The sequence below is a fragment of the Streptomyces sp. NPDC110618 genome (assembly GCF_055657065.1).
Genome location: NZ_JBVKBN010000005.1, coordinates 348,181 through 370,381, shown reverse-complemented (window position 1 = coordinate 370,381; position 22,201 = coordinate 348,181). Strand labels below are relative to the sequence as shown.

Sequence of the window (22,201 nt, the reverse complement as noted above, 5' to 3'; positions counted from 1 at the left end):
ACGCAACGAGGAGCGATTCGTCGTGACCATCACCCAGCCCGACCTCAGCGTCTTCCAGACCCTGGAGTCCGAGGTGCGCAGCTACTGCCGAGGCTGGCCCACCGTCTTCGACCGTGCGCGGGGCAGCCGCATGTACGACGAGGACGGCCACGAGTACCTGGACTTCTTCGCCGGGGCCGGCTCACTGAACTACGGGCACAACAACCCGGTCCTGAAACGGGCGTTGATCGACTATCTGGAGCGGGACGGCGTCACGCACGGGCTCGACATGTCGACCAGTGCGAAGCGGGCGTTCCTGCAGACCTTCCAGGACCTGGTGCTGCGGCCGCGGGACCTGCCGTACAAGGTCATGTTCCCGGGGCCGACGGGAACGAATGCCGTCGAGTCCGCGCTGAAGCTCGCCCGGAAGGTCAAGGGGCGCGAGGCCATTGTCTCGTTCACCAATGCCTTTCACGGGATGTCGCTGGGTTCCCTCGCCGTCACCGGCAACGCCTTCAAGCGGGCCGGGGCCGGGATTCCGCTGGTTCACGGCACGCCCATGCCGTTCGACAACTACTTCGACGGCACCGTCCCGGACTTCCTGTGGTTCGAGCGGCTGCTGGAGGACCAGGGGTCCGGGCTGAACAAGCCCGCCGCGGTGATCGTGGAGACCGTGCAGGGCGAGGGCGGCATCAACGTCGCCCGGCCCGAATGGCTGCGCGCGCTCAAGGAGTTGTGCGAGCGGCAGGACATGCTGCTGATCGTCGACGACATCCAGATGGGCTGCGGCCGTACCGGCGCCTTCTTCTCCTTCGAGGAGGCGGGCATCACCCCGGACATCGTCACCGTGTCCAAGTCCATCAGCGGCTACGGGCTGCCCATGTCCCTGTGCCTGTTCCGGCCGGAGCTGGACATCTGGGAGCCGGGCGAGCACAACGGCACGTTCCGCGGCAACAACCCCGCCTTCGTCACCGCGACCGCCGCGCTGCAGACGTACTGGGCCGACGGCAGCGCGATGGAGAAGCAGACCCGGGCCCGCGGTGAGCAGGTCGAGCAGGCGCTGATCTCCATCACGGAGGAGAACCTCGCCGATGTGAAGGAGTACCGGGGCCGCGGGCTGGTGTGGGGGCTGGAGTTCCACGCCAAGGACCGGGCCGACCGGATCGCGCGGCGCGCCTTCGAACTCGGGCTGCTGATCGAGACGTCCGGCCCGGAGGGCGAGGTCGTGAAGCTGCTGCCCGCGCTGACCATCACCCCCGAGGAACTCGACGCGGGCCTGAGCGTGCTCGCCCGTGCCGTCCGAGAAACCATCTGATCAGGAGGCGTCCGAAACTGTGATCGTCCGTTCGTTCAAGGACATCGAAGGCACCGACCGGCATGTGAAGGCGGCGTCCGGCACCTGGGAGAGCAAACGCATCGTCCTCGCCAAGGAGCGGGTCGGGTTCTCCCTGCACGAGACGATTCTGTACGCGGGTACGGAGACGTCGATGTGGTACGCGAACCACATCGAGGCGGTCGTCTGTGTCGAGGGCGAGGCCGAACTGACCGATCACGAGTCCGGGCTGACCCACTCGATCACGCCCGGGACCATGTACCTGCTGGACGGCCACGAGAGGCACACGCTGCGGGTGAAGGAGGACTTCCGCTGCATCTGTGTCTTCAACCCGCCGGTGACCGGCCGGGAGGACCACGACGAGAACGGCGTGTATCCGCTGCTCACCGAACCCGAGGAGGTGTGACGCATCATGACGATGACCGATCTGTACCCCAGCCGAGGCGCCACCGAGGTGACGCTCCCGCGCCAGGACCCGGTGGTGTGGTCCGCGCCCGGCACGCCGGGCCCGATCTCCGGCCCGGAGCTCCAGGCGTACGAGCGTGACGGCTTCCTCCCTGTGGAGCAGCTGATCACCGACGACGAAGTGGCCGTGTACCGCGGCGAGTTGGAGCGGCTGGTCACCGACCCGGAGATCCGCGCCGACGAGCGCTCGATCATCGAGCCGAAGTCCAAGGAGATCCGGTCGGTGTTCGAAGTGCACCGGATCAGTGAGGTGTTCGCGCGGCTGGTGCGCGACGAGCGGGTCGTCGGGCGCGCCCGGCAGCTCCTCGGCTCCGACGTGTACGTCCACCAGTCCCGGATCAACGTCAAGCCCGGGTTCGGCGCCAGCGGCTTCTACTGGCACTCGGACTTCGAGACCTGGCACGCCGAGGACGGCCTGCCGAACATGCGCACGGTGTCCGTCTCGATCGCGCTGACCGAGAACTACGACACCAACGGCGGCCTGATGATCATGCCGGGCTCGCACCGGACGTTCCTGGGCTGCGCGGGTGCCACTCCGAAGGACAACTACAAGAAGTCCCTCCAGATGCAGGACGCGGGCACCCCGTCCGACGAGGCCCTCACCAGGATGGCCTCCGAGCACGGCATCCGCCTCTTCACCGGCCGGGCCGGCTCGGCCACCTGGTTCGACTGCAACTGCATGCACGGCTCGGGCGACAACATCACCCCGTTCCCGCGCAGCAACGTCTTCATCGTCTTCAACAGCGTGGAGAACAAGGCGGTCGAGCCGTTCGCGGCCCCGGTCCGGCGTCCGGAGTTCATCGGGGCGAGGGACTTCACTCCGGTGCGGTGAGCACCCCACAGCCGGGGTCCGGGGACTTCACACCGGTCCACTGGCCCGCTACAGCCACGCCAGCGACGCGGCCGTCTCCAGTACGTTCCGGACGGCGGTCGCGTCGCCCGTGGCGCCGCGCGGGACCTCCTCGGGGGCCGTTCGGCCGCCCATGAGGAGGCAGAAGTCGACCGGGTCCAGGGTGAGTTCGGCGGCGACGGGCTCGGCCGACGAGCCCAGGACCCACTCCTCGCCGCCGGTGACGGAGAAGAGCACCGGGGGTGCTTCGGGGCCGAGGGCGAGGCCCAGGACCCGAACCGCCAGGCGGACCAGCTGGTCCAGGTGGGGCTCGGGGGGCGGGGGAACCACCAGGCCCAGGGCGCGGCCGATGTCGTCCGTGTGGATCCACGTCTCGAAGGCCCGGACCGCGAAGTGGTCGGCGACCGGGAGGCGCAGGCCCATCAACAGCTCGGCGCGCGCGGCCAGTTCGGGGTCGCGGGCCTCGGGGGTGGCAAGGAGCGCGTCCGCCTGCCCGGACCAGGACGCGACCGTCTCCCCGGGCGTACGGGCGTGCTCGTGGGCGATTACGTCGGCGGTGCGGCGGTCCCAGGCGTCCTCCCAGCGCATGTCCTGCGGGAGCACGGTCTCCGGGACCCGCGCGGGGATGCCGAGGCGGCCGGCCAGTGCCTCGTCGGCGGCCATCAGGTGGGCGACGGTGGCGTGGACGTCCCAGTCGTGCACGACCGGCGTGGTCCAGCGGCCCTCCGCCTCGGGGAGCAGTGCCCGTAGCGCCTGGACGGCGGCGGCGTAGGGCGCGGCGTGGGCGGCGGTGCGAGGCGCGGTGGGGCGGCGGGCGAGCAACGCGGGCGGGAGTCCGGTGGCGGGGCGGGCGGGCAGTCCGCCGATGGGCGGGCCGTCCAGCAGTCGTACCGTCTCACGCAGCCGTTCCGCCTCCGCCGCGCAGCTCTCGCAGCCCGCCAGGTGCGGCCGGACCCGGTCGGCGTCGGCCGCGTCCAGGGCGCCGAAGGCCCAGGCGGCCAGCAGTTCGCGTACGTCCTCGTGCTCGGTCACCGAACGCCTCCTTCCCGTGGAGCACGGACACCTACTGCCATCATGCGCCTCTTGCCCGCGCGGGGTCGGGTGGGTCGGCCAGCGTTTCGGCCAGCGAGCGCAGTGCGGTGCGCAGCCTGGACTTGGCGGTGCCCTCGGGAATGCCCAGCTCCACGGCGGCCTGCCGGTAGGTGCGGCCCGCGAAATAGGCGAGGTGCACCACCTGACGCTGCGGCTCGGGAAGTTCGGCGAGCGCGCTGTGCAGGAGCAGGGTGCGCTCCCGGTCCACGACCGTCTCGTCCGGTCCGGGCCCGGGTTCCGGGACCGCGCGCAGGGCGTCGTCGTCGGCGTGGGCGTGCTTGCGGTGCCGGGCCTCGCCGCGCACCCAGTCCACGGCCCGCCGGTGCGCGAGCAGAGACAGCCAGGTGCGCAGCGAGCCACGGCGCGGGTCGAAGGCGTACGGCCTGCTCCACAGGTGGGCGAAGACCTCCTGCGCCACGTCCTCGGCGGCGCCCGGGGTACGGGTCACCCGCACCGCGATCCGGCGCACCAGCGGTACGTACGCCGCGTACACCTCGGCCAGCGCGGACTCGTCGCCGTACACCAGCCGCCGGTGCAGCTCCTCGTCGGCGGCCGGGTTCGACGGCATTTCGCCCGTGGACTCCACTCCCCTTTCCTAGCGTCCCGGCCGGGGCCGCGCCAGTGGTTCAGGACGACAGGCGGTCAGGGGCCGGTCACGTCGGTGCCCGTGTGTCGCAGGCGGAACGTCCCCGCCCAGGGCTCAGGAGGACAGGGCGTCCAGCAGCCGGTCCACGTCGGCGGCCGTGTTGTACAGGTGGAACGCGGCACGCAGGTTGCCCGCCCGGTTGGACACCTCGATGCCCGCCTCGCTCAGCTCGGGCTGGCGGTGGCCCAGACCCGGGACGGAGACGACGGCCGAGCCGGGGGACGGGACGGGGGTGTGGCCGAGGGAGGCCAGGCCGGTGCGGAAGCGGTCGGCGAGGCCCACGTCGTGGGTGTGGATCGCGTCGATGCCCAGCTCCTCGATCAGAGAGAGCGACGCGCGCAGGCCCGCGTAGGTGAACAGGGCGGGGCTGACGTCGAACCGCCGCACCGAGTGGGCGAGTTCCTGGACCGGGCCGTAGCAGCTGTCCCACGGGACCTCGCCCGCGACCCAGCCCGCCAGCAGCGGCGTCAGCTCGCCGAAGTCCTCGGGCGCGACGAAGAAGGAGCTGCCGTGCGGTCCCAGGACCCACTTGAAGCCGACGGCGGCGACGAAGTCGTGCGCGCCGGCGTCCAGCGGCAGCCAGCCCACCGACTGGGAGGCGTCGACGTAGGTACGGGCCCCGTGGGCGCGGGCCGCCTCGCGCACCGCCGCCAGATCCGCGAGCCGCCCGTCGGCGGACTGCACGGCGCTGACCGCGACCAGCGCGGTCTCCGGGCGCACCGACTCGGCGAGCCGCTCCAGCGGCACGGCCCGCACCTTCAGGTCGCCGCGCATGTGGAAGGGGTTCACCAGGGAGGCGAAGTCGGCCTCGGCGGTGAGGACTTCGGCCCCGGCGGGCAGTGCGGCGGCGATCAGCGCGCCGTACTCGGCGACCGAGGTCCCGAGCGCCACCCGCTCGGTGGGCACACCGGAGAGCCGGGCGAAGGCGGCGCGGACCTCCTCCACGTCCTCGTAGAGGGACCCGAGCGGCCGTCCCTCGGCCCGCAACCGCACGGCGGCCTGTACGGCGTCGACGGTGCGGGCCGGCAGGAGGCCGTTGCTCGCGGTGTTGAGGAAGGTGTTCTCCGGGGCGAACTCGGCACGGACGAGGCTCTCGAAGGTCTCCATGGGACCACTCTGGAGGCCGGAGAACTCCCCGTCCATTGCGAATTTTTACGGGGTTTCGCTAAGCGCTTCTTATAGATACGCCCCGACCTGCGGCTTTCCGGAGCCGCCCCGGCCCGCCGCCGTCACTTCTGCGGCACGGCGCACCCGTCGGGACCGCACGCCTCGCCCTGGCTCGGGTCGATGAGCGTGAGCGGGGACCGCTCGTCCCACGCCTTGGTGAGTACCTGCGTGAACACGTTCGAGGGCTGGGCGCCGGAGACGCCGTACTTGCGGTCGACGACGAAGAACGGCACGCCGTTCGCGCCGAGCTGGGCCGCCTCGCGCTCGTCGGCGCGGACGTCGTCGGCGTAGGCGGTGGGGTCGGCGAGCACCGCACGGGCGGCGGTCTCGTCCAGGCCCGCGCCCACGGCCAGCTTCACCAGCCGCTCGTCGTCGCCGAAGACGGACTCCTCCTCGGCGAAGTTCGCCTCGTACAGGGCCTGGATCAGCTCGCCCTGGCGGCCGTGCTCCTTGGCGAAGTGCAGCAGCCGGTGCATGTCGAAGGTGTTGCCGTGGTCACGGCCCCGGGTGCGGTAGGTGAGGCCCTCGGCGGCGGCCTGGGCGCCGACGTTGTCCTCGGCGGCCTGGGCCTGCGCCTCGCTCATGCCGTACTTCTTGGCGAGCATCGCGATCACCGGGGCGGTGTCGTCCTTGGCCCGGCCCGGATCCAGCTCGAAGGAGCGGTGCACGACCTCGACCTGCTCCTGGTGCGGGAAGGCCGCGAGCGCCTTCTCGAAGCGGGCCTTTCCCACGTAGCACCAGGGACAGGCGATGTCCGTCCAGATCTCGACGCGCATTCTTCTCGGCTCTCCGCTCGAACGTCCGTATACGGAGACTCCCTCCGCAAAGGTAGGTGAACATTCAAGCGGCCGGGTTCATTCCCGCGGCCCCGGAACCGGCAGCCCGGAACCGGCGGCCCGGAACCGGCAACCCCGGAACCGTCAGCCCCAAAACCGTCAGCTCCCGTCCCGCAGCTCACTCGGCCAGCTGTCCCGGAACTCCAGGTGGTCGTAGGTCACGACACACCCCTCCCCCAGCGGTGACTGCGTCATGAAGCCGACCAGCGCCGCACCCGTCGCCTTCTCGTCACCGAGCGTGAACAGCCGGATGAACGTCCACCCCTTGCCGTCCCGGGAGGCGTGGAAGGCGAACGCCCGCCCGGTGCGGCTGACCCGCAGCCACACCGAACTGCCCTCGACGGTGAAGGAGTTGGCGTCGTCGGAGTGTCCCCGGGTGACCACCGTGCAGACGGTGGGCACGTCCGGGGAGTACTCCAGGCACAGCTTGGCCCAGGCCCGCTCGGCGACATGCACGTAGAGCACCCCGGCGTCGAAGGCCCCGGCGAAGCCGACGGTGACCCGGGCGATCAGCTGGAAGTCGCCCTCGGGCGAGCCGAGCAGCCGGGGCGCGTCAGTGGCGGGGTCCAGGGCCTCGCCGGTGGGCGGGACGAACCGGTCGGTCCGGGCGCCCGCCCATCCGGTGAGTACGCCGTCCTCGTAGGACCAGTGGCCGTCGGGGCCGTAGGTGCGCAGGAGGAAGGGGAGTTCGGGGAGTTCCAGGTCCATCCGGTCAGCGTTCCAGACGGCCGTTGTACCTGCGCGGAAGTCCGAGCGGATTGTCGTCCCTCAGTTCCGGCGGCAGCAGCGCCTCGGGGGCGCCCTGGTAGACCACGGGCCGCAGCCAGCGCTCGATGGCGGTGCCGCCGACGGAGGTGGAGGTGGAGGTGGTCGCCGGGTACGGGCCGCCGTGGTGCTGGGCGGGGGCCACGGCGACACCGGTCGGCCAGCCGTTGACCAGGACGCGTCCGGCCAGCGGGGTCAGCTCGGCGAGCAGTTCGGGGCCGCGTCCCTGGCCCGCGGCCTCCTCGGTGGACAGGTGGACGGTCGCGGTGAGGTTGCCGGGGAGCCGGGAGAGCACTGCCTTGGCCTCGGTCTCGTCCTCGTAGCGGGCGACGACGGTGACCGGGCCGAAGCACTCCTCCAGCAGCAGGTCGTACGCGCCGTCCTGGGTCAGCTTCTCCGCCGGGACGGTCAGGAAGCCCGCGCTGACCGTGTGCTCGCCGCCGGCGCCCGGGGTGACCGGGGAGTCGACCTCGGGCAGTTCGGTGCGCTCGGCGACCCCGGCGAGGAAGTTGTCGCGCATCCGGTGGTCGAGCAGGACTCCGGGGTCGGTGTCGCTGACGGCGTCGGTGAGGGACTTGACCAGGCGGTCCCCGGAGGCTCCGGCGGGCGCCAGGACCAGGCCGGGCTTCACACAGAACTGTCCGACGCCGAGCGTCATGGAGCCCGCGAGTCCGGCGCCGATGGCCTCGGCGCGCTCGGCGGCGGCGGCCTCGGTGATCAGCACGGGGTTCAGGGAGCCCAGCTCGCCGTGGAAGGGGATCGGGACCGGCCGGGCCGCCGCCGCGTCGAAGAGGGCACGGCCGCCGCGTACCGAGCCGGTGAAGCCGGCCGCGGAGACCAGCGGGTGCTCGATGAGGGCGATGCCCGCCTGGAAGCCGTGGACCAGGCCGACGACACCGGCCGGGACGCCGTGCGCCTCGGCGGCGGTGCGCAGCACCTTGGCGACCAGTTCGGACAGGGCCGGGTGGTCGGGGTGGGCCTTGACGACCACGGGGCAGCCCGCGGCGAGCGCGCTCGCGGTGTCGCCGCCCGCGACGGAGAAGGCGAAGGGGAAGTTGGAGGCGGAGTAGACGGCGACCACGCCGAGCGGCACCTTGTAGCGGCGCAGGTCGGGGACGGGCGGGGTGGCGGTGTCGTCGGGGTGGTTGATGACGACGTCGAGGAAGGCGCCCTCGTCAACGATGTCCGCGAAGGCGCGCAGCTGGTAGCAGGTGCGGGCGAGTTCCCCGGTCAGCCGGACCGGGCCGAGCGCGGTCTCGGCGTCGGCGGCCTCGACGAGCTGGTCCCTGGCGGCCTCCAGGCGCTCGGCCGCGGTGCGCAGGAAGGCGGCCCGGACGGCGCGGTCGGTGAGGGCGCCGCGTGCCTGGTCGGCGGCGCGGACGGCGGCGTCCACCTCCTGGGCTGTGGCCTCCACCGCAACCTGTTCGCGCTGCTTCCCGGTTCGGGGGTCGACACTCCAGACTGGTGCTGCTGCCACCGCGGGTCCCTCCACACTGTATTGCCGCAGTACTGGGTCATTCACCAGGGTTGTTCGATATACTGAACGCTGTCTTTCATGGTGAATACGCTGGTGAGACTATTTCCCGTCGAACGAAGGGGTCAAGCGCGATGTCGGCAGGCGAGACGGGGGGCGGCGCGCAGGTCAAGTCCGCGGTACGGACGGTCGAACTGCTCGAATACTTCGCCGGCCGCCCCGGTATGCACTCCCTCGCGGCGGTCCAGGAGGCCGTCGGCTACCCCAAGTCCAGCCTGTACATGCTGCTGCGCACGCTGGTGGAGCTGGGCTGGGTGGAGACCGACGCGACCGGCACGCGGTACGGCATCGGGGTGCGGGCGCTGCTGGTCGGCACCTCCTACATCGACGGCGACGAGGTGGTGGCGGCGGCGCGGCCCACGCTGGACCGGCTGTCGGACGACACCACCGAGACCATCCACCTGGCCCGCCTGGACGGCACCAACGTGGTCTACCTGGCCACCCGCCAGTCCCAGCACTACCTGCGCCCCTTCACCCGGGTCGGCCGCCGGCTGCCCGCGCACTCGACGTCCCTCGGCAAGGCGCTGCTGAGCACGTACACCGACGAGCAGGTCCGCAAGCTGCTCCCGGAGACGCTTGCGGCACTGACCGAGAACACCATCACCGACCGCGAGAAGCTGATCGAGGAGCTGCACCAGGTCCGCGAGCAGGGCTTCGCCGTGGACCGCGAGGAGAACACGCTGGGCCTGCGCTGCTTCGGCGTGGCGATCCCGTACCGCACCCCGGCCCGTGACGCGATCAGCTGCTCGATCCCGGTGGCGCGGCTGACCCCGGCGCACGAACAGCTCGTGAAGGACGCCCTGTTCGACGCGCGGGACCGGCTGACGCTGGCCACGCGCCGTCTCTGAGGGCGATCTTCCTCTCCCCCGTGCGGCGGAGGGGGATCGTCGGCGGGCGGGACGTGCCGGGGGCGGACCGCGCGGGAGCGTAGGGGCATGACCTCGCCGCTTCTCACCCCGCCGCGGGTGCCGCTGCGCGCCGTCGCGATCGTCTCCTGTCTGCCGTATCTCGGGCTGAAGACCGCCTGGCTGGCGGGCAGCCGGATCGGGATCCCCGAGGGGAGCGTGCTGCTGGAGCACCGGGGCGCGGTGGCCGTCGCCAATGCCGTCACGCTGCTGATGGACGCCTGCGTCATCGTGCTCGCGCTGCTGCTGACCCGGCCGTGGGGGCTGCGGGTGCCGGCGTGGCTGCCGGCGGGGCCGGTCTGGGTCGCCACGGGGCTGCTCGCGCCGATCATGACCGGGTACCCGCTCCAGCTCCTCCTCGGCTCGGGCGAGGACAGCGACCCCGAACCCTTCCTCCACGACTGGGTGTTCGGCGTGGTGTACGGCGGTTTCATCGTGCAGGGGCTGGCGCTCGGCACGCTGTTCGTGCTGTACGCGCGGGACCGCTGGAGCCATCTGTGGCGGGGCCGGATGTGGGAGGTGCCGGGCGCGTGCCTCGGCACCTGGCCGCGCACAGCCGCTCTGTCCGCCGCCGCGGTCTCGGTGGTCCCCCTCGCCGTCCATCTGCGCTCCGCCTACGACGGTGAGTGGCTGCGCGCCCTGGACGTGCTCTTCCTCCTCGCGGGCGTGGCCGGCGCCGTGGTGCTCGCCTTCCGGCGGGTCCCGGTGCTGCCCGTGCGGGTGCCGCTGGCGCTCGCCTGGGTCGGGTCGGGTGCGGCGGCCTGTTGGGGGGCGTGGCTGACGGTGGCCTCGGTCGTCACCGCCGATGACGCCACGGGGTCGCGGTACCTCGCCTACGCTGGCCAGATGATCACCGGAAGTCTGGTGGCCGCCGTAGGAGTCCACTTCCTCGGGCGGCGGTCCGCGTGAGACGGGCCGTCCGGTTCCTGTTCGGACGGACGACGCGCCGGCGCTGGATCCATCTGATCCTCGGCGGCGCGCTCGCCATGCCGTACGTGCTGGTCGGCCAGGTGATCGTCGGACCCGCCCTGGACGCCCGGTACCTCTTCTACGACATCCGCGCCCAGCTCCTGTCGTTCGCGGTGGGGCTGCCGCTCGCCACCCTCACCGCGGCGCTGTTCCCGCTGACCCGCTCGCTGGAAGCCGGGGCGGTACGGGCACTGTGCGGGGTGGCGGCGGACCGGCTCGCCCACGACCCCGCGCGCGGCCGGACGGCGAGGGGGCGTACAGCGGCCTGGTTCACCCTGCATCTCGGGCTCGGCGGGATCATCGCGGGGATGACGCTGGCGGTGCCGCCGTTCGCGGTCGTGCTGATCCTGCTGCCCGTGGTCGCGCTGTTCGGACCGTACATGATCGGCGGCCCGGACGATCCGGCGTGGCTGCTGGCGCTGGCGCCGGTGGGCGGCGCGGCGTGCCTGGTGGCCCTGGCCGCCTGTGCGGCCGTCGCGGGGACCCTGCTCGCCCGCTGGGCCCCGGCGCTGCTCGGGCCCACCCCGGCGGACCGGCTCGCGGCGGCCGAGGAACGCGCCGCCGACCTGGCCGTACGCAACCGCCTGGCACGCGAGCTGCACGACTCCGTGGGCCACGCCCTGAGCGCGGTGACCCTCCAGGCGAGCGCGGCCCGCCGGCTCCTGGACAGCGACCCGGAGTTCGTCCGGGAGGCGCTGGCCGCGATCGAGGAGACCACGCGGCGCACGGTCGGTGAACTGGACGCCGTACTGGGGGTGTTGCGGGAGGACGACGCCCCCGGCAAGGCGCCCGCGCCGACCCTGGCGGCCGACCTGGACGGACTCCTGCGCCGTACGCGGGCGGGCGGCCTGCGTGTGACGGCCCGGGTGGACACCGACACGGAAGCACTGCCCCCGGTGGTGTCCCGGGAGGCCTACCGCATCGTCCAGGAGGGCCTGAGCAACGCGCTCAGGCACGGGGGCGACCGGGTCACCGTGGACCTGCGGATCGAGGTCGCGGACGGGTGCCTGGGCATCACCCTGGAGAACCCCCTCGGCTCCGCCTCCCCGTGCCGCCCGGGCGGTGGCCACGGCCTGCGTGGCATCACGGACCGGGCCCGGCTGCTGGGCGGTAGGGCCGAGGCGGGCGCCGCCGACGGCATCTGGCGGCTGCGGGTGCGCCTGCCGCTGCACCGAACCCCGTAGACCCCGCGAAAGGACCGTTATGACCCCCCGCCCGCCCATCCGGGTCGTCCTGGCCGACGACGAGCTCATGGTCCGCACCGCGCTGCGCGCCATCCTCTCCGCCGAGGCGGACATGGAGGTCGTCGGGGAGGCGGCCACCGGGGCCGAGGCGGTGGCCGTGGTCAGGGAGCGGGCGCCGGACGTCGTGCTCATGGACGTGCGGATGCCGGAGATCGACGGCATCCGGGCCACCGAGCAGATCCTCGGCACGCTCGACGAGCCGCCCCGGATCGTGGTCGTGACCACGTTCGAGAACGACTCCTACGTCTACGACGCCCTGCGCGTGGGAGCCGCCGGGTTCCTGCTGAAGCGCGCCGACGCCGACGCCCTCGTGCAGGCCGTGCGGCTGGTCGCGCGCAGCGACACCCTGCTGTTCCCGGCGGCCGTGCGCGCCCTCGCGGCCGAGCACGCGCGGGCGCACCCCGCGCCGCCGGCCTGGGTGGCCCGGCTCACCGGGCGGGAGAGCGAGGTGCTGCGGCTGATGGCCGCCGGGCTGACCAACGCGGAGATCGCCGAGCGCATGGAGGTCGGTCCGACCACCGTGAAGTCCCACGTGGCGGCCGTCCTGGCGAAGACCGGCAGCCGGGACCGCACCCAGGCGGTGATCGCCGCGTACGAGGCGGGGTTCATGAACACTCGATGAGAAAGCCACCCAAGCGGAACGTTTCTCCCCGGCAGCCCGTCCCTCCCATGGGATGAACAAGACGATCAGGCGCGCTTCCGTCTTCACGCTGCTCATGGTGTTGGCCCTGCTGGTCAGGGTCACCTGGGTGCAGTTCTACGAAGCCGGGGCGCTGGCGGACGACAACAACAACCGGCGCAACGCGATCGAGACGTACGCGGCACCGCTGGGGAACATCGTCGTGGCCGGTGAGGCGATCACCGGCTCGGCACGGACGAAGGGCAGCGATCTCGCATACAAGCGCACCTACACCGACGGCGAGCTGTACGCGGCGGTGACGGGCTACGCCTCGCAGGCGTACGCGCCGACCCAGCTGGAGGGCATCTACCGGGACCTCCTCAACGGCACGGACTCTCAGCTGAAGACCGTGATGGACACGGTGACCGACAAGCGGGCCGACCCGGGCAATGTGATCACCACGATCGACCCGGCCGTGCAGAAGGCCGCGTACAAGGCGCTCGGCGACAAGAAGGGCGCCGCCGTCGCCATCGACCCGAAGACCGGGAAGATCCTGGCGGTCGCGTCGACCCCGTCGTACGACCCGTCCGCGCTGACGGACGCCAATACGGCCGGGACCGCCTGGAAGGAGCTGAACGCCGACCCCGACAAGCCGCTGGTCAACCGCGCGCTGCGGCAGCCGGTCGCGCCGGGCTCCACGTTCAAGCTGGTCGTCGCCGCGGCGGCGCTGGAAGACGGGCTGTACGACTCGGTGGACGAGAAGACCGAGAGCCCCGACCCGTACACCCTGCCGGGCACGACCACGGTCCTGGAGAACGAGAACAAGTCCGCCCCCTGCGAGAACGCCTCGATCCGGGTGGCGCTGCAGTACTCCTGCAACAACGTCTTCGCGAAGATCGCCTACGACCTGGGCCAGGACAAGGTGAAGGCGATGGCCGAGAAGTTCGGCTTCAACGACGACGAGCAGGACGTGCCGGTGCGCGCGTACGCAAGCGTGTACCCGTCCGGCATGGACGACGCGCAGACCGCGCTGACCGGGATCGGGCAGTTCGACGTGACGGCGACGCCGTTGCAGATGGCGATGGTGTCGGCGGCGATCGCCAACGGCGGTGAGCTGGTGTCGCCGCACATGGTGTCGCAGGTGACCGACGGCGGCGGCGATGTGCTGCGGGACTACGACGACGCGGACACGGAGCGCATCGTCAGCTCGGACACGGCCGAGGAGCTGCGGTCCGCGATGGAGACGGTGGTCTCCGAGGGCACCGGCACCAACGCGCGGATCGACGGGGCGACGGTGGGCGGCAAGACGGGTACGGCCCAGCACGGCGAGAACAACAGCAAGACGCCGTACGCCTGGTTCACCTCCTACGCGCAGTCCGGGGACCAGCAGGTCGCCGTCGCGGTGATCGTGGAGGAGTCCGACGCCGCCCGCTCCGAGGTCAGCGGCAACGGTCTGGCGGCGCCGGTGGCGAAGGCGATGATGGAGGCGGCCCTCGACAAGTGAGGGGCCGCCCCCCGCGGGCTACTTGACGCCGAGGATCTGCTCGATGGGGTCGATGGCGAAGTAGACCAGGAACAGCGCCGAGGCCCCCCACAGCAGCCAGTGGACCTCCTTGGCCTTGCCCAGCACCGTCTTGATCAGGACGTAGGCGACGAAGCCCGCGCCGATGCCGTTGGTGATGGAGTACGTGAACGGCATCACGGCGATCGTCAGGAAGGCCGGGATGGCGATCTCGTACTTGTCCCAGTCGATGTACTTGACCTGGGTCATCATCAGGAAGCCGACGGCGACCAGGGCGGGCGCGGCGGCCTGCAGCGGGACGATGGTGAGCAGCGGGGTGAAGAACAGCGCGAGGGCGAACAGGCCGCCGGTGACCAGGTTGGCGAAGCCGGTGCGGGCGCCCTCGCCGACGCCGGCCGCCGACTCGATGTAGGAGGTCGCCGAGGACGAGGAGGCGGCGCCGCCCGCGACGGCCGCGGCGCCGTCGATGAGCAGCACCCGGCCCAGGTGCGGGACCTTGCCCTGCTCGTCCAGGAGTCCGGCCTCGGCGCTGACGCCGACGACCGTGCCCATGGTGTCGAAGAAGTCGGAGAGCACCAGGGTGAAGACCAGCAGGACGACGGTGATGACCGTGGTCTCGCCGAACGCGCCGAACAGGCTGAACTCGCCGAGCAGTCCGAAGTCGGGGGTGTCGACGATCTTGTCGGGCCACTCCGGGGTGGTCAGGCCCCAGCTCTTGATGTCGGCGATCGCGTTGATGATCAGGGCGACGACGGTCATCACGACGATGCTGATCAGGATGGCGCCCTTGACCTTGCGGGCGAGCAGCCCGATGGTCAGCAGAACTCCGAGGCAGAACACGAGGATCGGCCAGCCCGAGAGGCTGCCGGTGCCGCCGAGCTGCACCGGGACGGTGGTGTTCGCCGCGTCCGGGATGCGGGTGACGAATCCGGCGTCGACGAAGCCGATGAAGGCGATGAACAGACCGATGCCGACGCTGATGGCCTGCTTGAGCTGCTGCGGAATGGCGTGCATGACGGCCTCGCGCAGCCCGGTGACCACCAGGACGCAGATCAGCAGGCCTTCGAGGACGACCAGGCCCATCGCGTCGTCCCAGCTCATCAGCGGGGCGATCTGGAAGGCGACGACGGCGTTGATGCCGAGGCCCGCGGCCAGCGCGAGCGGCAGGTTGCCGCCGACGCCCATGATGACCGTCATCACCGCGGCCACCAAGGCGGTGACCGTGGTGAGTTGGACCGGATCGAGGGTGTCGCCGAACTTGTCCTTCGCGCTGCCCAGGATGATGGGGTTCAGGACGAGGATGTAGGCCATGGTGAAGAACGTGGCGAAGCCGCCGCGTATCTCACGGCCGTAGGTGGACCCTCGTTCGGAGATCCTGAAGTAGCGGTCGAGGCCACTGGTGGCCGGGGTTGGACCACTTGGCTTGTCGGCGGTCTGCTGGCTCTCGGACATGGCTGTGGCTCCCGTAGCGGAATGATCGGTGCGCGGATGCTGGCTGGATTGTTCCCCTGTGGAACCGGGTTCAGGTTTTCCCCGTGTTACGGAATCAGCGCAGTTCAAGCAAGGCCGAACCAGCCGCCGTTCGAAGCCCCGTACGAACGAAGTACGCGCTTACTGCTACGCTTCCGCAATCTCGACCGGAAGATCGCCGGACGGTCACAGGTCCTCCACACGCCGGTCCTTGGCACCGACTCACAGGCAGGAGTGTCGCCCGTGGGCACAGTCGTCGACGACGCAGCCTCCGCGGAGTTCCATGCCTTCTTCGAACGGCACTACGCCGAACTCTCCCGCCTGGCCCACCTGTTGACCGGGGAGGCGGACGCCGCCGACGATCTGGCGGCGGACGCCCTGCTGGCGCTGTGGCACCGCTGGGACCGGGTCCGCGCGGCCGACCACCCCGTCGCCTACGCCCGCGGCGTGGTCGCCAACCTGGCCCGCACCCGGATCCGCAGCGCGGTGCGCGAGCGGCGCCGGATCGCCCTGTTCTGGTCGCACCGCGAGGAGCGGACCGAGAACCCCGATGTCGCGGGCGTCGTCGATGTGCAGGACGCGCTGCGTAGACTGCCGTTCCGCAAACGCGCCTGTGTGGTGCTGCGGCACGCCTTCGACCTCTCCGAGAAGGACACCGCGCTGGCCCTCGGCGTCTCGGTGGGTACGGTGAAGAGCCAGACCTCGAAGGGAATGGCGGAACTGCAGCGACTGCTCGGCCCGCAGGCCGCGCCGCTCAGGATGCAGGCGGCGATGGCGCGCTCCGGCGACACCGCGGGAAGGGACCGATGACGATGCGGCGGGACGTGCACGACGAACTGCGCGCCCGGCTGCAGGAGGCGGCCGCGGCGCACGAGCCGAACCGCGAGCGGATGCTGGCCCGCATCGAGCGCGGCATGTCCGAGGAGGCCCGCCCCGACCACCGGGCGACCAGGCCCCCGGCGCTCGGCTGGCTGCGGGTGGCCGGGGCCACGGCCGCGGTCGCCGGAGTCCTCGCGGTGGGCGGCTACGCCGTGGCGTCGGTCGTGCGGGAAGAGCCCCCGCCGACAGTGGCCACCTCCCCCACGCCCACCCCGTCCCCGGACGCCACCAGCCGCGCGCCCCTCCCGCCGGACCCCACGCCCGATCCGACGCGGCAGTCCTCGAAGGAGTCCGGCGAGCCGACTCCGCCCGCCACCACGGCGCCCCCGACGCACACCGCGAAGCCGCCGGCCGCGGGCGAGGAGGACGGGCCGCTGTGGTCGGACGGCTCGGTCGACCCGCACAGCAACGACTTCTGGGCGCAGAGCAATGTGACCCTGAAGACCGGGGAGAAACTGACCGGGCTGACCGTCGAGCTGAAGGTGGCGCAGACCGGCGGGGTGACCTCCACCGGCGCCTGGCGCTCGCTGCCCGAGGACGACTTTGAGCTGACGGTCGGCGAGCGGGACGGCTTCCTCGTCTACACCTGGACCCTGAAGAAGGGCCGTACGGTCCCGGCAGGCGAGTGGGTGTTCGCGGGGCAGTACGACCACGAGCGCGGCGGCCGGGACGCGGGCGCCGACGGGTACACGGCGACCGCCCGCGCCGGTGACGAAGTGCTGTCCGTGGCGGGCGACTTCGCCCGGCACGAGAACGACGGCGAGGAATCCGACGACAACTCGTGACCGGCTCAGAAATTTTCCGGAACGCGGCAACCCATTCCGCGCCTGCGGCAACCAGGTAGCGCAAGGAACACCTCCCCACGCAAGGAATGGGCATGACTGCACCAGCCGAACAGCGCGTCCGTCACCGCCGCAGGACCACCCGGCGGCGGGCCGTGATCGCCGGGGCCTCGGCGCTCGGTCTCACCGGCGCGGCGCTCGTCACCACGACGATGCTGTCCTCCGCGGGCGCCGCGTCCTCCTGGCCCACCGCCAAGGGCAGCCAGGCCGTGAGCAGCACGATCAATGTCTCGGGCACCTTCGACGGCGGCTACAAGAAGTTCTACGGCACCGGCGCGCTCGGCGGCGACAGCCAGGACGAGGGCCAGGACCCGGTGTTCAAGCTGGCCGACGGCGCGGTCCTGAAGAACGTGATCATCGGTACCCCGGCCGCCGACGGGGTGCACTGCACGGGCTCGTGCACGCTGCAGAACGTGTGGTGGCTGGACGTCGGCGAGGACGCGGCGACCTTCAAGGGCAAGTCCGCCTCGTCCGTGTACACCGTCTACGGCGGCGGCGCGAAGAACGGCTCGGACAAGGTCCTGCAGTTCAACGGCGCGGGCAAGCTGGTCGTGAGCAAGTTCCAGGTGGCCAACTCGGGCAAGCTGGTGCGCTCCTGCGGCAACTGCTCCACGCAGTACAAGCGCACGATCATCATCAACGACGTGGATGTCACCGCGCCGATGAACTCGATCGTCGGCATCAACTCCAACTACGGGGACACCGCCGCGCTGCGCAAGGTCCGTATCCACGGCGACAGCGGCAAGAAGATCAAGACCTGCGTCCGTTTCCAGGGCAACAACACCGGTGCCGAGCCCAAGCAGATCGGTGTGGGTCCGGACGCAACGTCGTGCCTTTTCTCAGCGTCTGATCTGACGTACGACTGAGTTTCCCGGACCTGCTGGCCAGAGCCCCCCTCGGTCAGCAGATGAAGCGCCCCCGCCGGTGACGACCGGCGGGGGCGCCCTTCTGTCCCCGGTCCCTTCAGTCCCAGCTGTTCGCCTCCGACACCGTCGACGGCCCCAGCTCGGCGGGGCGGCCCTTGTTGTTGCCGTGACTGCGCAGGTTCCGCACGAGGTTGTCCGTGGTGCCGTCGCCGCGCAGGGTGAAGCCGGTGCCGCCGTTGTTCGCGGTGACGAGATTCTCGAAGATCCCGCCGGCCGACGAGGTCGCGACGAAGCCCTGGGCCGGGGAGTTCCGGAAGGTGAGGTTCTGCACCGTCCAGTAGTCGCCCCGGATGTCCGCCAGCCAGGACCCGGCGGGCAGCCGGGAGCCGTCGATGCGCACCTTCTCACCGGGCGCGGCCCTCAGGGTGATGCGGGCCGAGGCGGTGCCGTTCGCCGTGGACCTGAGGGGGGCGGCCGGGGTGTAGATGCCGCCGCGGACCTCGATCGTCGTCCCGGCGACCGCGTGTGCGACGGCCGACTGCAGCTGTGCGGTGGTGGAGACGGTGACCGTCGCGCCGGCGGCCCGGGCGCCGCCTTCGCTCAGGCCGAGGTGGACGCCGCCCGCCCCGGCGGAGACGGCCACGGCGGCGGCGACGGAGAGCGTGCGGGTCCTGCGGTGGCGTCCGGTGCTGTGCCGCACGGGGCGTTCCTTTCCTGGGGAATGAGGACGCCCAGCAGTGGTCACCGGCCCCCGGGGAGGTTGCCGCACCGCACCGAAAACACCCGAAACTTTCGCTCCCCGAGATCCCGTCACTCCCGATTGACGTGTTGTTTCCCGCTGGTGAGACTCCCAAGGCGCGCACCTTCCAACAGAATCCACCACCCCCACACAGGACTGGACCGACATGCGCCCTCGTCTGCTGCTCGTCGCCTGTCTCACACTCCTCCTGGCCCTGCTCACCGCCCCGCCCGGCACCGCCCACTCAGGAGCACCGCCCGTGAAGCACCCGAAGTACGCCGGTTATCTCTTCGCCTACTTCACCGGCGAGGGCACCGCCGACGGCGAGCAGATCCGCTACGCCCTCAGCCGCGGCAACGACCCCCTGCACTGGCGCGAGCTGAACGCGGGCAAGCCGGTGCTGACGTCCACGACCGGCGAGAAGGGCCTGCGCGACCCCTTCGTGATCCGCTCCCCCGAGGGCAACAGGTTCTTCATGATCGCCACGGATCTGCGCATGTACCGCAACTCCAGCGGCAGTTGGGACCAGGTCCAGCGGCACGGCAGCAAGTCGATCATGGTCTGGGAGTCCACCGACCTGGTCCACTGGACCGACCAGCGCCTGGTGCGGGTCTCCCCCGACACCGCGGGCAACACCTGGGCCCCGGAGGCGTACTGGGACGAGAGCCTGGACGCGTACGTCGTCTTCTGGGCGTCGAAGCTGTACGCCGAGGACGACCCGGAGCACACCGGCTCGACGTACAACAAGATGCTGTACGCGACGACGAAGGACTTCCGCACCTTCAGCGAGCCCAAGGTGTGGAACGACCCCGGCTATTCGGTGATCGACTCCACGGTCGTGGAGCACGACGGCACCTACTACCGCTACACCAAAGACGAGCGGGACCCCAGTTCCTCCAGCCCCTGCTCGAAGTTCATCACCGGGGAGAAGGCGGCCTCGCTCACCTCGACGCGGTACGAGTTCGTCGCCGACTGCATCGGCAGCGGGGCGATGGACCGGGGTGAGGGGCCGACGGTGTTCAAGTCCAACACCGAGGAGAAGTGGTACCTGTTCATCGACGAGTACGGCGGGCGGGGCTATCTGCCCTTCGAGACCACCGATCTCGACTCCGGCCGGTGGACCCCGTCCACCGACTACCAGCTCCCGGCGAGCCCCCGGCACGGCACGGTGATCCCGGTGACGCGGGCGGAGTACGACCGGCTGCTCGCCGCCTACCCGGAGAGCCCCACCTCGGTCGTGGACGCCACGGCGCCGGGGCAGAAGGGGTACGCCGTCGTCACCGAGTCGGCGAACAAGGTCGTCCTGCCGATGGAGCCCGGCGCCGATCTGCGGCGTCTCGCACCGGAGTTGTGGGTCGGCGAGGGTGCCACGCTCAGCCCGAGGTCCGGCACTCGCCGGGACTTCCGCGAGCCCCGGACGTACACCGTCACCGCGGCCGACGGCACCACCCGTACCTGGACCGTCGAGGCGGTGCCGACCCGCAGCCCGGTCCTGCCCGGCCTCAACGCCGACCCCGATGTGCGGTACATGAACGGCGAGTACTGGATCTACCCGACCACCGACGGCTTCCGCGGCTGGGGCGGCACCCGGTTCAAGGCGTACTCCTCCAAGGACCTGGTCCACTGGAAGGACCACGGGGTCGTCCTCGACCTGGGCCCGGACGTCACCTGGGCGGACACGTACGCGTGGGCGCCCGCCATCGCCGAGAAGGACGGCCGGTACTACTTCTACTTCTGCGCCGAGCAGCAGATCGGCGTGGCCGTGGCCGACTCACCCGCGGGTCCCTTCAAGGACGCGCTGGGCAAGCCCTTGGTGGCCAAGGGGGGTGCCTGGAGCGGGCAGATGATCGACCCGGCGGTGTTCACGGACGACGACGGCACGTCGTACCTGTACTGGGGCAACGGCCGGGGCTATGTGGTGCCGCTCGCCGACGACATGGTGTCCTTCGACCCGGCCCAGGTCCGCGACATCACGCCGACGGACTTCCGGGAGGGCTCCTTCGTGGTGAAGCGGCAGGGCACCTACTACTTCATGTGGTCCGAGGACGACACCCGCAGCGAGAACTACCACGTCGCCTACGCCACCGGCCCGTCCCCGCTGGGCCCGTGGACCGAGCGGGGCACGATCCTGGCGAAGCGGCCCGAGTACGGCATCAAGGGCACCGGCCACCACTCGGTGGTCAACCGGCCGGGCACGGACGACTGGTACATCGTCTACCACCGCTTCGCCCTGAACGGCCCCGGCCGCCCCGGCGGCGACGGCACCCACCGCGAGACGACCGTCGACCGGCTGCGGTTCGCCCCGGACGGCACGATCGTCCCGGTGGTGCCGACGCTGGAGTCGGTCCGGCCGGCGCGCTAGCAGTCCTCCTTCCAGGGCTCCCAACCCCCGAGCCAGGCCGCGCGGTTCGCCGACGCGGCCTGGTCCGCGGTGAGCTGGGGGCGGTTCTCCGGGGCGGTGATCCGCGCCCCGGGGCCGGTGTTGCGGTACTCGGCGAACCGCTGCTCCTGCCACGGGAAGGAGCTGGACATGTTGGCGTAGGGCGCGACCGCGTCGATGCCGGGGCCGAGCCAGGTGTCCCGGACGGTGAGCATCGGGCGGGCCGTGGTGTCGGAGCTGGGCACCCACGGGCGGGCGAGCTTGTAGGAGCCGTCCGGGGCCTCGCTGGTCACCCGGCCCTTGGTCACCAGGTAGCCGCGCGGGTTGGCGCCCGCTGTGGAGGGCGCGAAGACGAAACCGTACGGCGGTGAGGTGAGGTCGGTGCGGGTCAGGGTGTGGAAGTGGCAGTGCTCGAAGACGGCCGTGGCCCGGCCGAAGACGAAGTCGACGTCGCCCTCGGCATAGCAGTGCGCGAAGTACTGGCGGGCGAAGACGGAGAGCGCGGTGGTGTCGGCGTACAGGGTGTCCTGGTGGCCGAGGAAGCGGCAGTGGTGGAAGGCCGAGCGGTCGCCCATGACCTTGAGCGCGACGGCCTGGGTGCCGGTCACGCCGGGGTGGTCGGCGCGCAGCCAGTCGTTGGCGAAGGTGATCCGGTGGGCGGTGAATCCGTCGGCGCGCACGGTGGTGGTGGCCGAGCCGGAGGTGCCGTAGGTGCCGGAGCCGTCGGGCTTGGGGGTGCCGGCGGCGTTGTCGTACACGATGACGACGTCCCGCGGGTCGTCCCCGGCGCCGAGCCAGGTCATGTCGGTGCGGGTGGCGTCGACACTGACCGTCTCGCGGTAGGTGCCGGGGGCCAGGACCAGGGTGCGGCCGGTTCCGGTGGCGGCGGTGACGGCGGCCTGGACGGTGGTGTGGTCGCCGCGGCCGTGCGGGTCGACATAGAGGGTGCCCGGGGTGAGGCGGGCGGCGGGTGAGCCGTAGCGGCCGAACGGGCGGGGGCGCGGGGCGGCCTGGGCGGGCGGTGCGGCGAGGGCGGCGGCCGCTCCGGTGCTCGCCAGCAGGAAGCCCCGTCTGGACAGGGGGAGGTGCATGCGGTGCG

The 22,201-nt window shown here is 71.4% G+C and carries 20 protein-coding genes and 1 pseudogene; 12 read left to right on the top strand and 9 right to left on the bottom strand.

Annotated elements, in window-relative coordinates; translation table 11 throughout:
• Positions 1-22 precede the first annotated feature (22 nt).
• From ectB to thpD, 3 genes are read left to right on the top strand one after another with little or no spacing between them, the layout of a single operon-like run.
• Positions 23-1,294: a diaminobutyrate--2-oxoglutarate transaminase gene (ectB, locus tag ACZ7L7_RS12800; RefSeq protein ID WP_285515465.1), complete on the top strand. Its 1,272-nt coding sequence runs from the start codon at positions 23-25 to the stop codon at positions 1,292-1,294.
• A gap of 19 nt (positions 1,295-1,313) precedes the next feature.
• Positions 1,314-1,718: an ectoine synthase gene (locus tag ACZ7L7_RS12795; RefSeq protein WP_285515464.1), complete on the top strand. Its 405-nt coding sequence runs from the start codon at positions 1,314-1,316 to the stop codon at positions 1,716-1,718.
• 6 nt (positions 1,719-1,724) lie between these two features.
• A complete protein-coding gene (gene thpD / locus ACZ7L7_RS12790; protein WP_285515463.1) occupies positions 1,725-2,609 on the top strand; it encodes an ectoine hydroxylase in 885 nt (294 codons plus the stop codon).
• Positions 2,610-2,657: 48 nt separating this feature from the next.
• Here thpD and ACZ7L7_RS12785 read toward each other — a convergent pair whose 3' ends face one another.
• The 6 genes from ACZ7L7_RS12785 to ACZ7L7_RS12760 all read right to left on the bottom strand — a co-directional run bounded on the left by ACZ7L7_RS12785 (position 2,658) and on the right by ACZ7L7_RS12760 (position 8,610).
• A complete protein-coding gene (locus ACZ7L7_RS12785) occupies positions 2,658-3,659 on the bottom strand; it encodes a maleylpyruvate isomerase family mycothiol-dependent enzyme (RefSeq protein ID WP_285515462.1) in 1,002 nt (333 codons plus the stop codon).
• 40 nt (positions 3,660-3,699) lie between these two features.
• A complete protein-coding gene (locus ACZ7L7_RS12780) occupies positions 3,700-4,287 on the bottom strand; it encodes an RNA polymerase sigma factor (RefSeq protein WP_285515461.1) in 588 nt (195 codons plus the stop codon).
• A 132-nt stretch (positions 4,288-4,419) separates the two neighbouring features.
• A complete protein-coding gene (locus tag ACZ7L7_RS12775; RefSeq protein ID WP_285515460.1) occupies positions 4,420-5,472 on the bottom strand; it encodes an aminotransferase class V-fold PLP-dependent enzyme in 1,053 nt (350 codons plus the stop codon).
• A 122-nt stretch (positions 5,473-5,594) separates the two neighbouring features.
• Positions 5,595-6,308: a DsbA family oxidoreductase gene (locus ACZ7L7_RS12770; RefSeq protein ID WP_285515459.1), complete on the bottom strand. Its 714-nt coding sequence runs from the start codon at positions 6,306-6,308 to the stop codon at positions 5,595-5,597.
• A 159-nt stretch (positions 6,309-6,467) separates the two neighbouring features.
• Entirely contained in the window at positions 6,468-7,076 is a 609-nt protein-coding gene (locus ACZ7L7_RS12765; RefSeq protein WP_285515458.1) for a DUF1349 domain-containing protein, read from the bottom strand.
• A gap of 4 nt (positions 7,077-7,080) precedes the next feature.
• Positions 7,081-8,610 carry an aldehyde dehydrogenase (NADP(+)) gene (locus tag ACZ7L7_RS12760; protein ID WP_472075787.1) on the bottom strand — a complete coding sequence of 510 codons (1,530 nt, stop codon included), beginning with the start codon at positions 8,608-8,610 and terminating at the stop codon, positions 7,081-7,083.
• A 131-nt stretch (positions 8,611-8,741) separates the two neighbouring features.
• On the opposite strand from ACZ7L7_RS12760, the gene ACZ7L7_RS12755 reads away from it, so the two are divergent.
• From ACZ7L7_RS12755 to ACZ7L7_RS12735, 5 genes are all read left to right on the top strand, one after another.
• Positions 8,742-9,515, top strand: coding sequence for an IclR family transcriptional regulator (locus ACZ7L7_RS12755; RefSeq protein ID WP_285515456.1), 774 nt, complete (start codon positions 8,742-8,744; stop codon positions 9,513-9,515).
• An 87-nt stretch (positions 9,516-9,602) separates the two neighbouring features.
• Positions 9,603-10,481: a hypothetical protein gene (locus ACZ7L7_RS12750; protein WP_472075785.1), complete on the top strand. Its 879-nt coding sequence runs from the start codon at positions 9,603-9,605 to the stop codon at positions 10,479-10,481.
• Positions 10,478-11,725, top strand: coding sequence for a sensor histidine kinase (locus ACZ7L7_RS12745; protein WP_472075783.1), 1,248 nt, complete (start codon positions 10,478-10,480; stop codon positions 11,723-11,725). The genes ACZ7L7_RS12750 and ACZ7L7_RS12745 overlap by 4 nt, the downstream gene beginning before the upstream one ends.
• 19 nt (positions 11,726-11,744) lie before the next feature.
• Positions 11,745-12,407, top strand: a complete 663-nt coding sequence (locus ACZ7L7_RS12740; protein WP_471428366.1) for a response regulator transcription factor — start codon at positions 11,745-11,747, stop codon at positions 12,405-12,407.
• A 52-nt stretch (positions 12,408-12,459) separates the two neighbouring features.
• Entirely contained in the window at positions 12,460-13,908 is a 1,449-nt protein-coding gene (locus ACZ7L7_RS12735; RefSeq protein WP_471428364.1) for a peptidoglycan D,D-transpeptidase FtsI family protein, read from the top strand.
• Between the two features lie 18 nt (positions 13,909-13,926).
• On the opposite strand, the gene ACZ7L7_RS12730 is transcribed toward ACZ7L7_RS12735, so the two are convergent.
• A complete protein-coding gene (locus ACZ7L7_RS12730) occupies positions 13,927-15,378 on the bottom strand; it encodes an NCS2 family permease (protein ID WP_285515451.1) in 1,452 nt (483 codons plus the stop codon).
• A 261-nt stretch (positions 15,379-15,639) separates the two neighbouring features.
• Here ACZ7L7_RS12730 and ACZ7L7_RS12725 point away from each other — a divergent pair, with 261 nt between their 5' ends.
• The 3 genes from ACZ7L7_RS12725 to ACZ7L7_RS12715 all read left to right on the top strand — a co-directional run bounded on the left by ACZ7L7_RS12725 (position 15,640) and on the right by ACZ7L7_RS12715 (position 17,983).
• Positions 15,640-16,206: a SigE family RNA polymerase sigma factor gene (locus ACZ7L7_RS12725; RefSeq protein WP_285515450.1), complete on the top strand. Its 567-nt coding sequence runs from the start codon at positions 15,640-15,642 to the stop codon at positions 16,204-16,206.
• Entirely contained in the window at positions 16,203-17,060 is an 858-nt protein-coding gene (locus ACZ7L7_RS12720; RefSeq protein WP_471428361.1) for a hypothetical protein, read from the top strand. The genes ACZ7L7_RS12725 and ACZ7L7_RS12720 overlap by 4 nt, the downstream gene beginning before the upstream one ends.
• Before the next feature lie 92 nt (positions 17,061-17,152).
• Positions 17,153-17,983 carry a pectate lyase gene (locus ACZ7L7_RS12715; protein WP_285515448.1) on the top strand — a complete coding sequence of 277 codons (831 nt, stop codon included), beginning with the start codon at positions 17,153-17,155 and terminating at the stop codon, positions 17,981-17,983.
• A 160-nt stretch (positions 17,984-18,143) separates the two neighbouring features.
• On the opposite strand, the pseudogene ACZ7L7_RS12710 reads toward ACZ7L7_RS12715, so the two are convergent.
• Positions 18,144-18,683, bottom strand: a pseudogene (locus ACZ7L7_RS12710) (right-handed parallel beta-helix repeat-containing protein); the annotation flags it as partial.
• 205 nt (positions 18,684-18,888) lie between these two features.
• On the opposite strand from ACZ7L7_RS12710, the gene ACZ7L7_RS12705 reads away from it, so the two are divergent.
• Positions 18,889-21,084, top strand: a complete 2,196-nt coding sequence (locus ACZ7L7_RS12705) for a glycoside hydrolase family 43 protein (protein WP_472075781.1) — start codon at positions 18,889-18,891, stop codon at positions 21,082-21,084.
• Here the strand turns inward: ACZ7L7_RS12705 and ACZ7L7_RS12700 are convergent.
• Entirely contained in the window at positions 21,081-22,193 is a 1,113-nt protein-coding gene (locus ACZ7L7_RS12700) for a pectinesterase family protein (RefSeq protein ID WP_285515446.1), read from the bottom strand. The genes ACZ7L7_RS12705 and ACZ7L7_RS12700 overlap by 4 nt on opposite strands.
• Positions 22,194-22,201: the final 8 nt, after the last annotated feature.

Excerpts from the sequence above, each read along its gene's own strand:
- ACZ7L7_RS12705 (WP_472075781.1), top strand. The coding sequence starts at position 18,889 with ATGCGCCCTCGTCTGCTGCTCGTCGCCTGTCTCACACTCCTCCTGGCC.
- ACZ7L7_RS12740 (WP_471428366.1), top strand. The coding sequence starts at position 11,745 with ATGACCCCCCGCCCGCCCATCCGGGTCGTCCTGGCCGACGACGAGCTC.
- ACZ7L7_RS12735 (WP_471428364.1), top strand. The coding sequence starts at position 12,460 with ATGAACAAGACGATCAGGCGCGCTTCCGTCTTCACGCTGCTCATGGTG.
- ACZ7L7_RS12775 (WP_285515460.1), bottom strand. The coding sequence starts at position 5,472 with ATGGAGACCTTCGAGAGCCTCGTCCGTGCCGAGTTCGCCCCGGAGAAC.
- ACZ7L7_RS12755 (WP_285515456.1), top strand. The coding sequence starts at position 8,742 with ATGTCGGCAGGCGAGACGGGGGGCGGCGCGCAGGTCAAGTCCGCGGTA.
- ACZ7L7_RS12780 (WP_285515461.1), bottom strand. The coding sequence starts at position 4,287 with ATGCCGTCGAACCCGGCCGCCGACGAGGAGCTGCACCGGCGGCTGGTG.
- ACZ7L7_RS12750 (WP_472075785.1), top strand. The coding sequence starts at position 9,603 with ATGACCTCGCCGCTTCTCACCCCGCCGCGGGTGCCGCTGCGCGCCGTC.
- ACZ7L7_RS12700 (WP_285515446.1), bottom strand. The coding sequence starts at position 22,193 with ATGCACCTCCCCCTGTCCAGACGGGGCTTCCTGCTGGCGAGCACCGGA.
- ACZ7L7_RS12765 (WP_285515458.1), bottom strand. The coding sequence starts at position 7,076 with ATGGACCTGGAACTCCCCGAACTCCCCTTCCTCCTGCGCACCTACGGC.
- ACZ7L7_RS12730 (WP_285515451.1), bottom strand. The coding sequence starts at position 15,378 with ATGTCCGAGAGCCAGCAGACCGCCGACAAGCCAAGTGGTCCAACCCCG.
- thpD (WP_285515463.1), top strand. The coding sequence starts at position 1,725 with ATGACGATGACCGATCTGTACCCCAGCCGAGGCGCCACCGAGGTGACG.
- ACZ7L7_RS12715 (WP_285515448.1), top strand. The coding sequence starts at position 17,153 with ATGACTGCACCAGCCGAACAGCGCGTCCGTCACCGCCGCAGGACCACC.
- ACZ7L7_RS12770 (WP_285515459.1), bottom strand. The coding sequence starts at position 6,308 with ATGCGCGTCGAGATCTGGACGGACATCGCCTGTCCCTGGTGCTACGTG.
- ACZ7L7_RS12720 (WP_471428361.1), top strand. The coding sequence starts at position 16,203 with ATGACGATGCGGCGGGACGTGCACGACGAACTGCGCGCCCGGCTGCAG.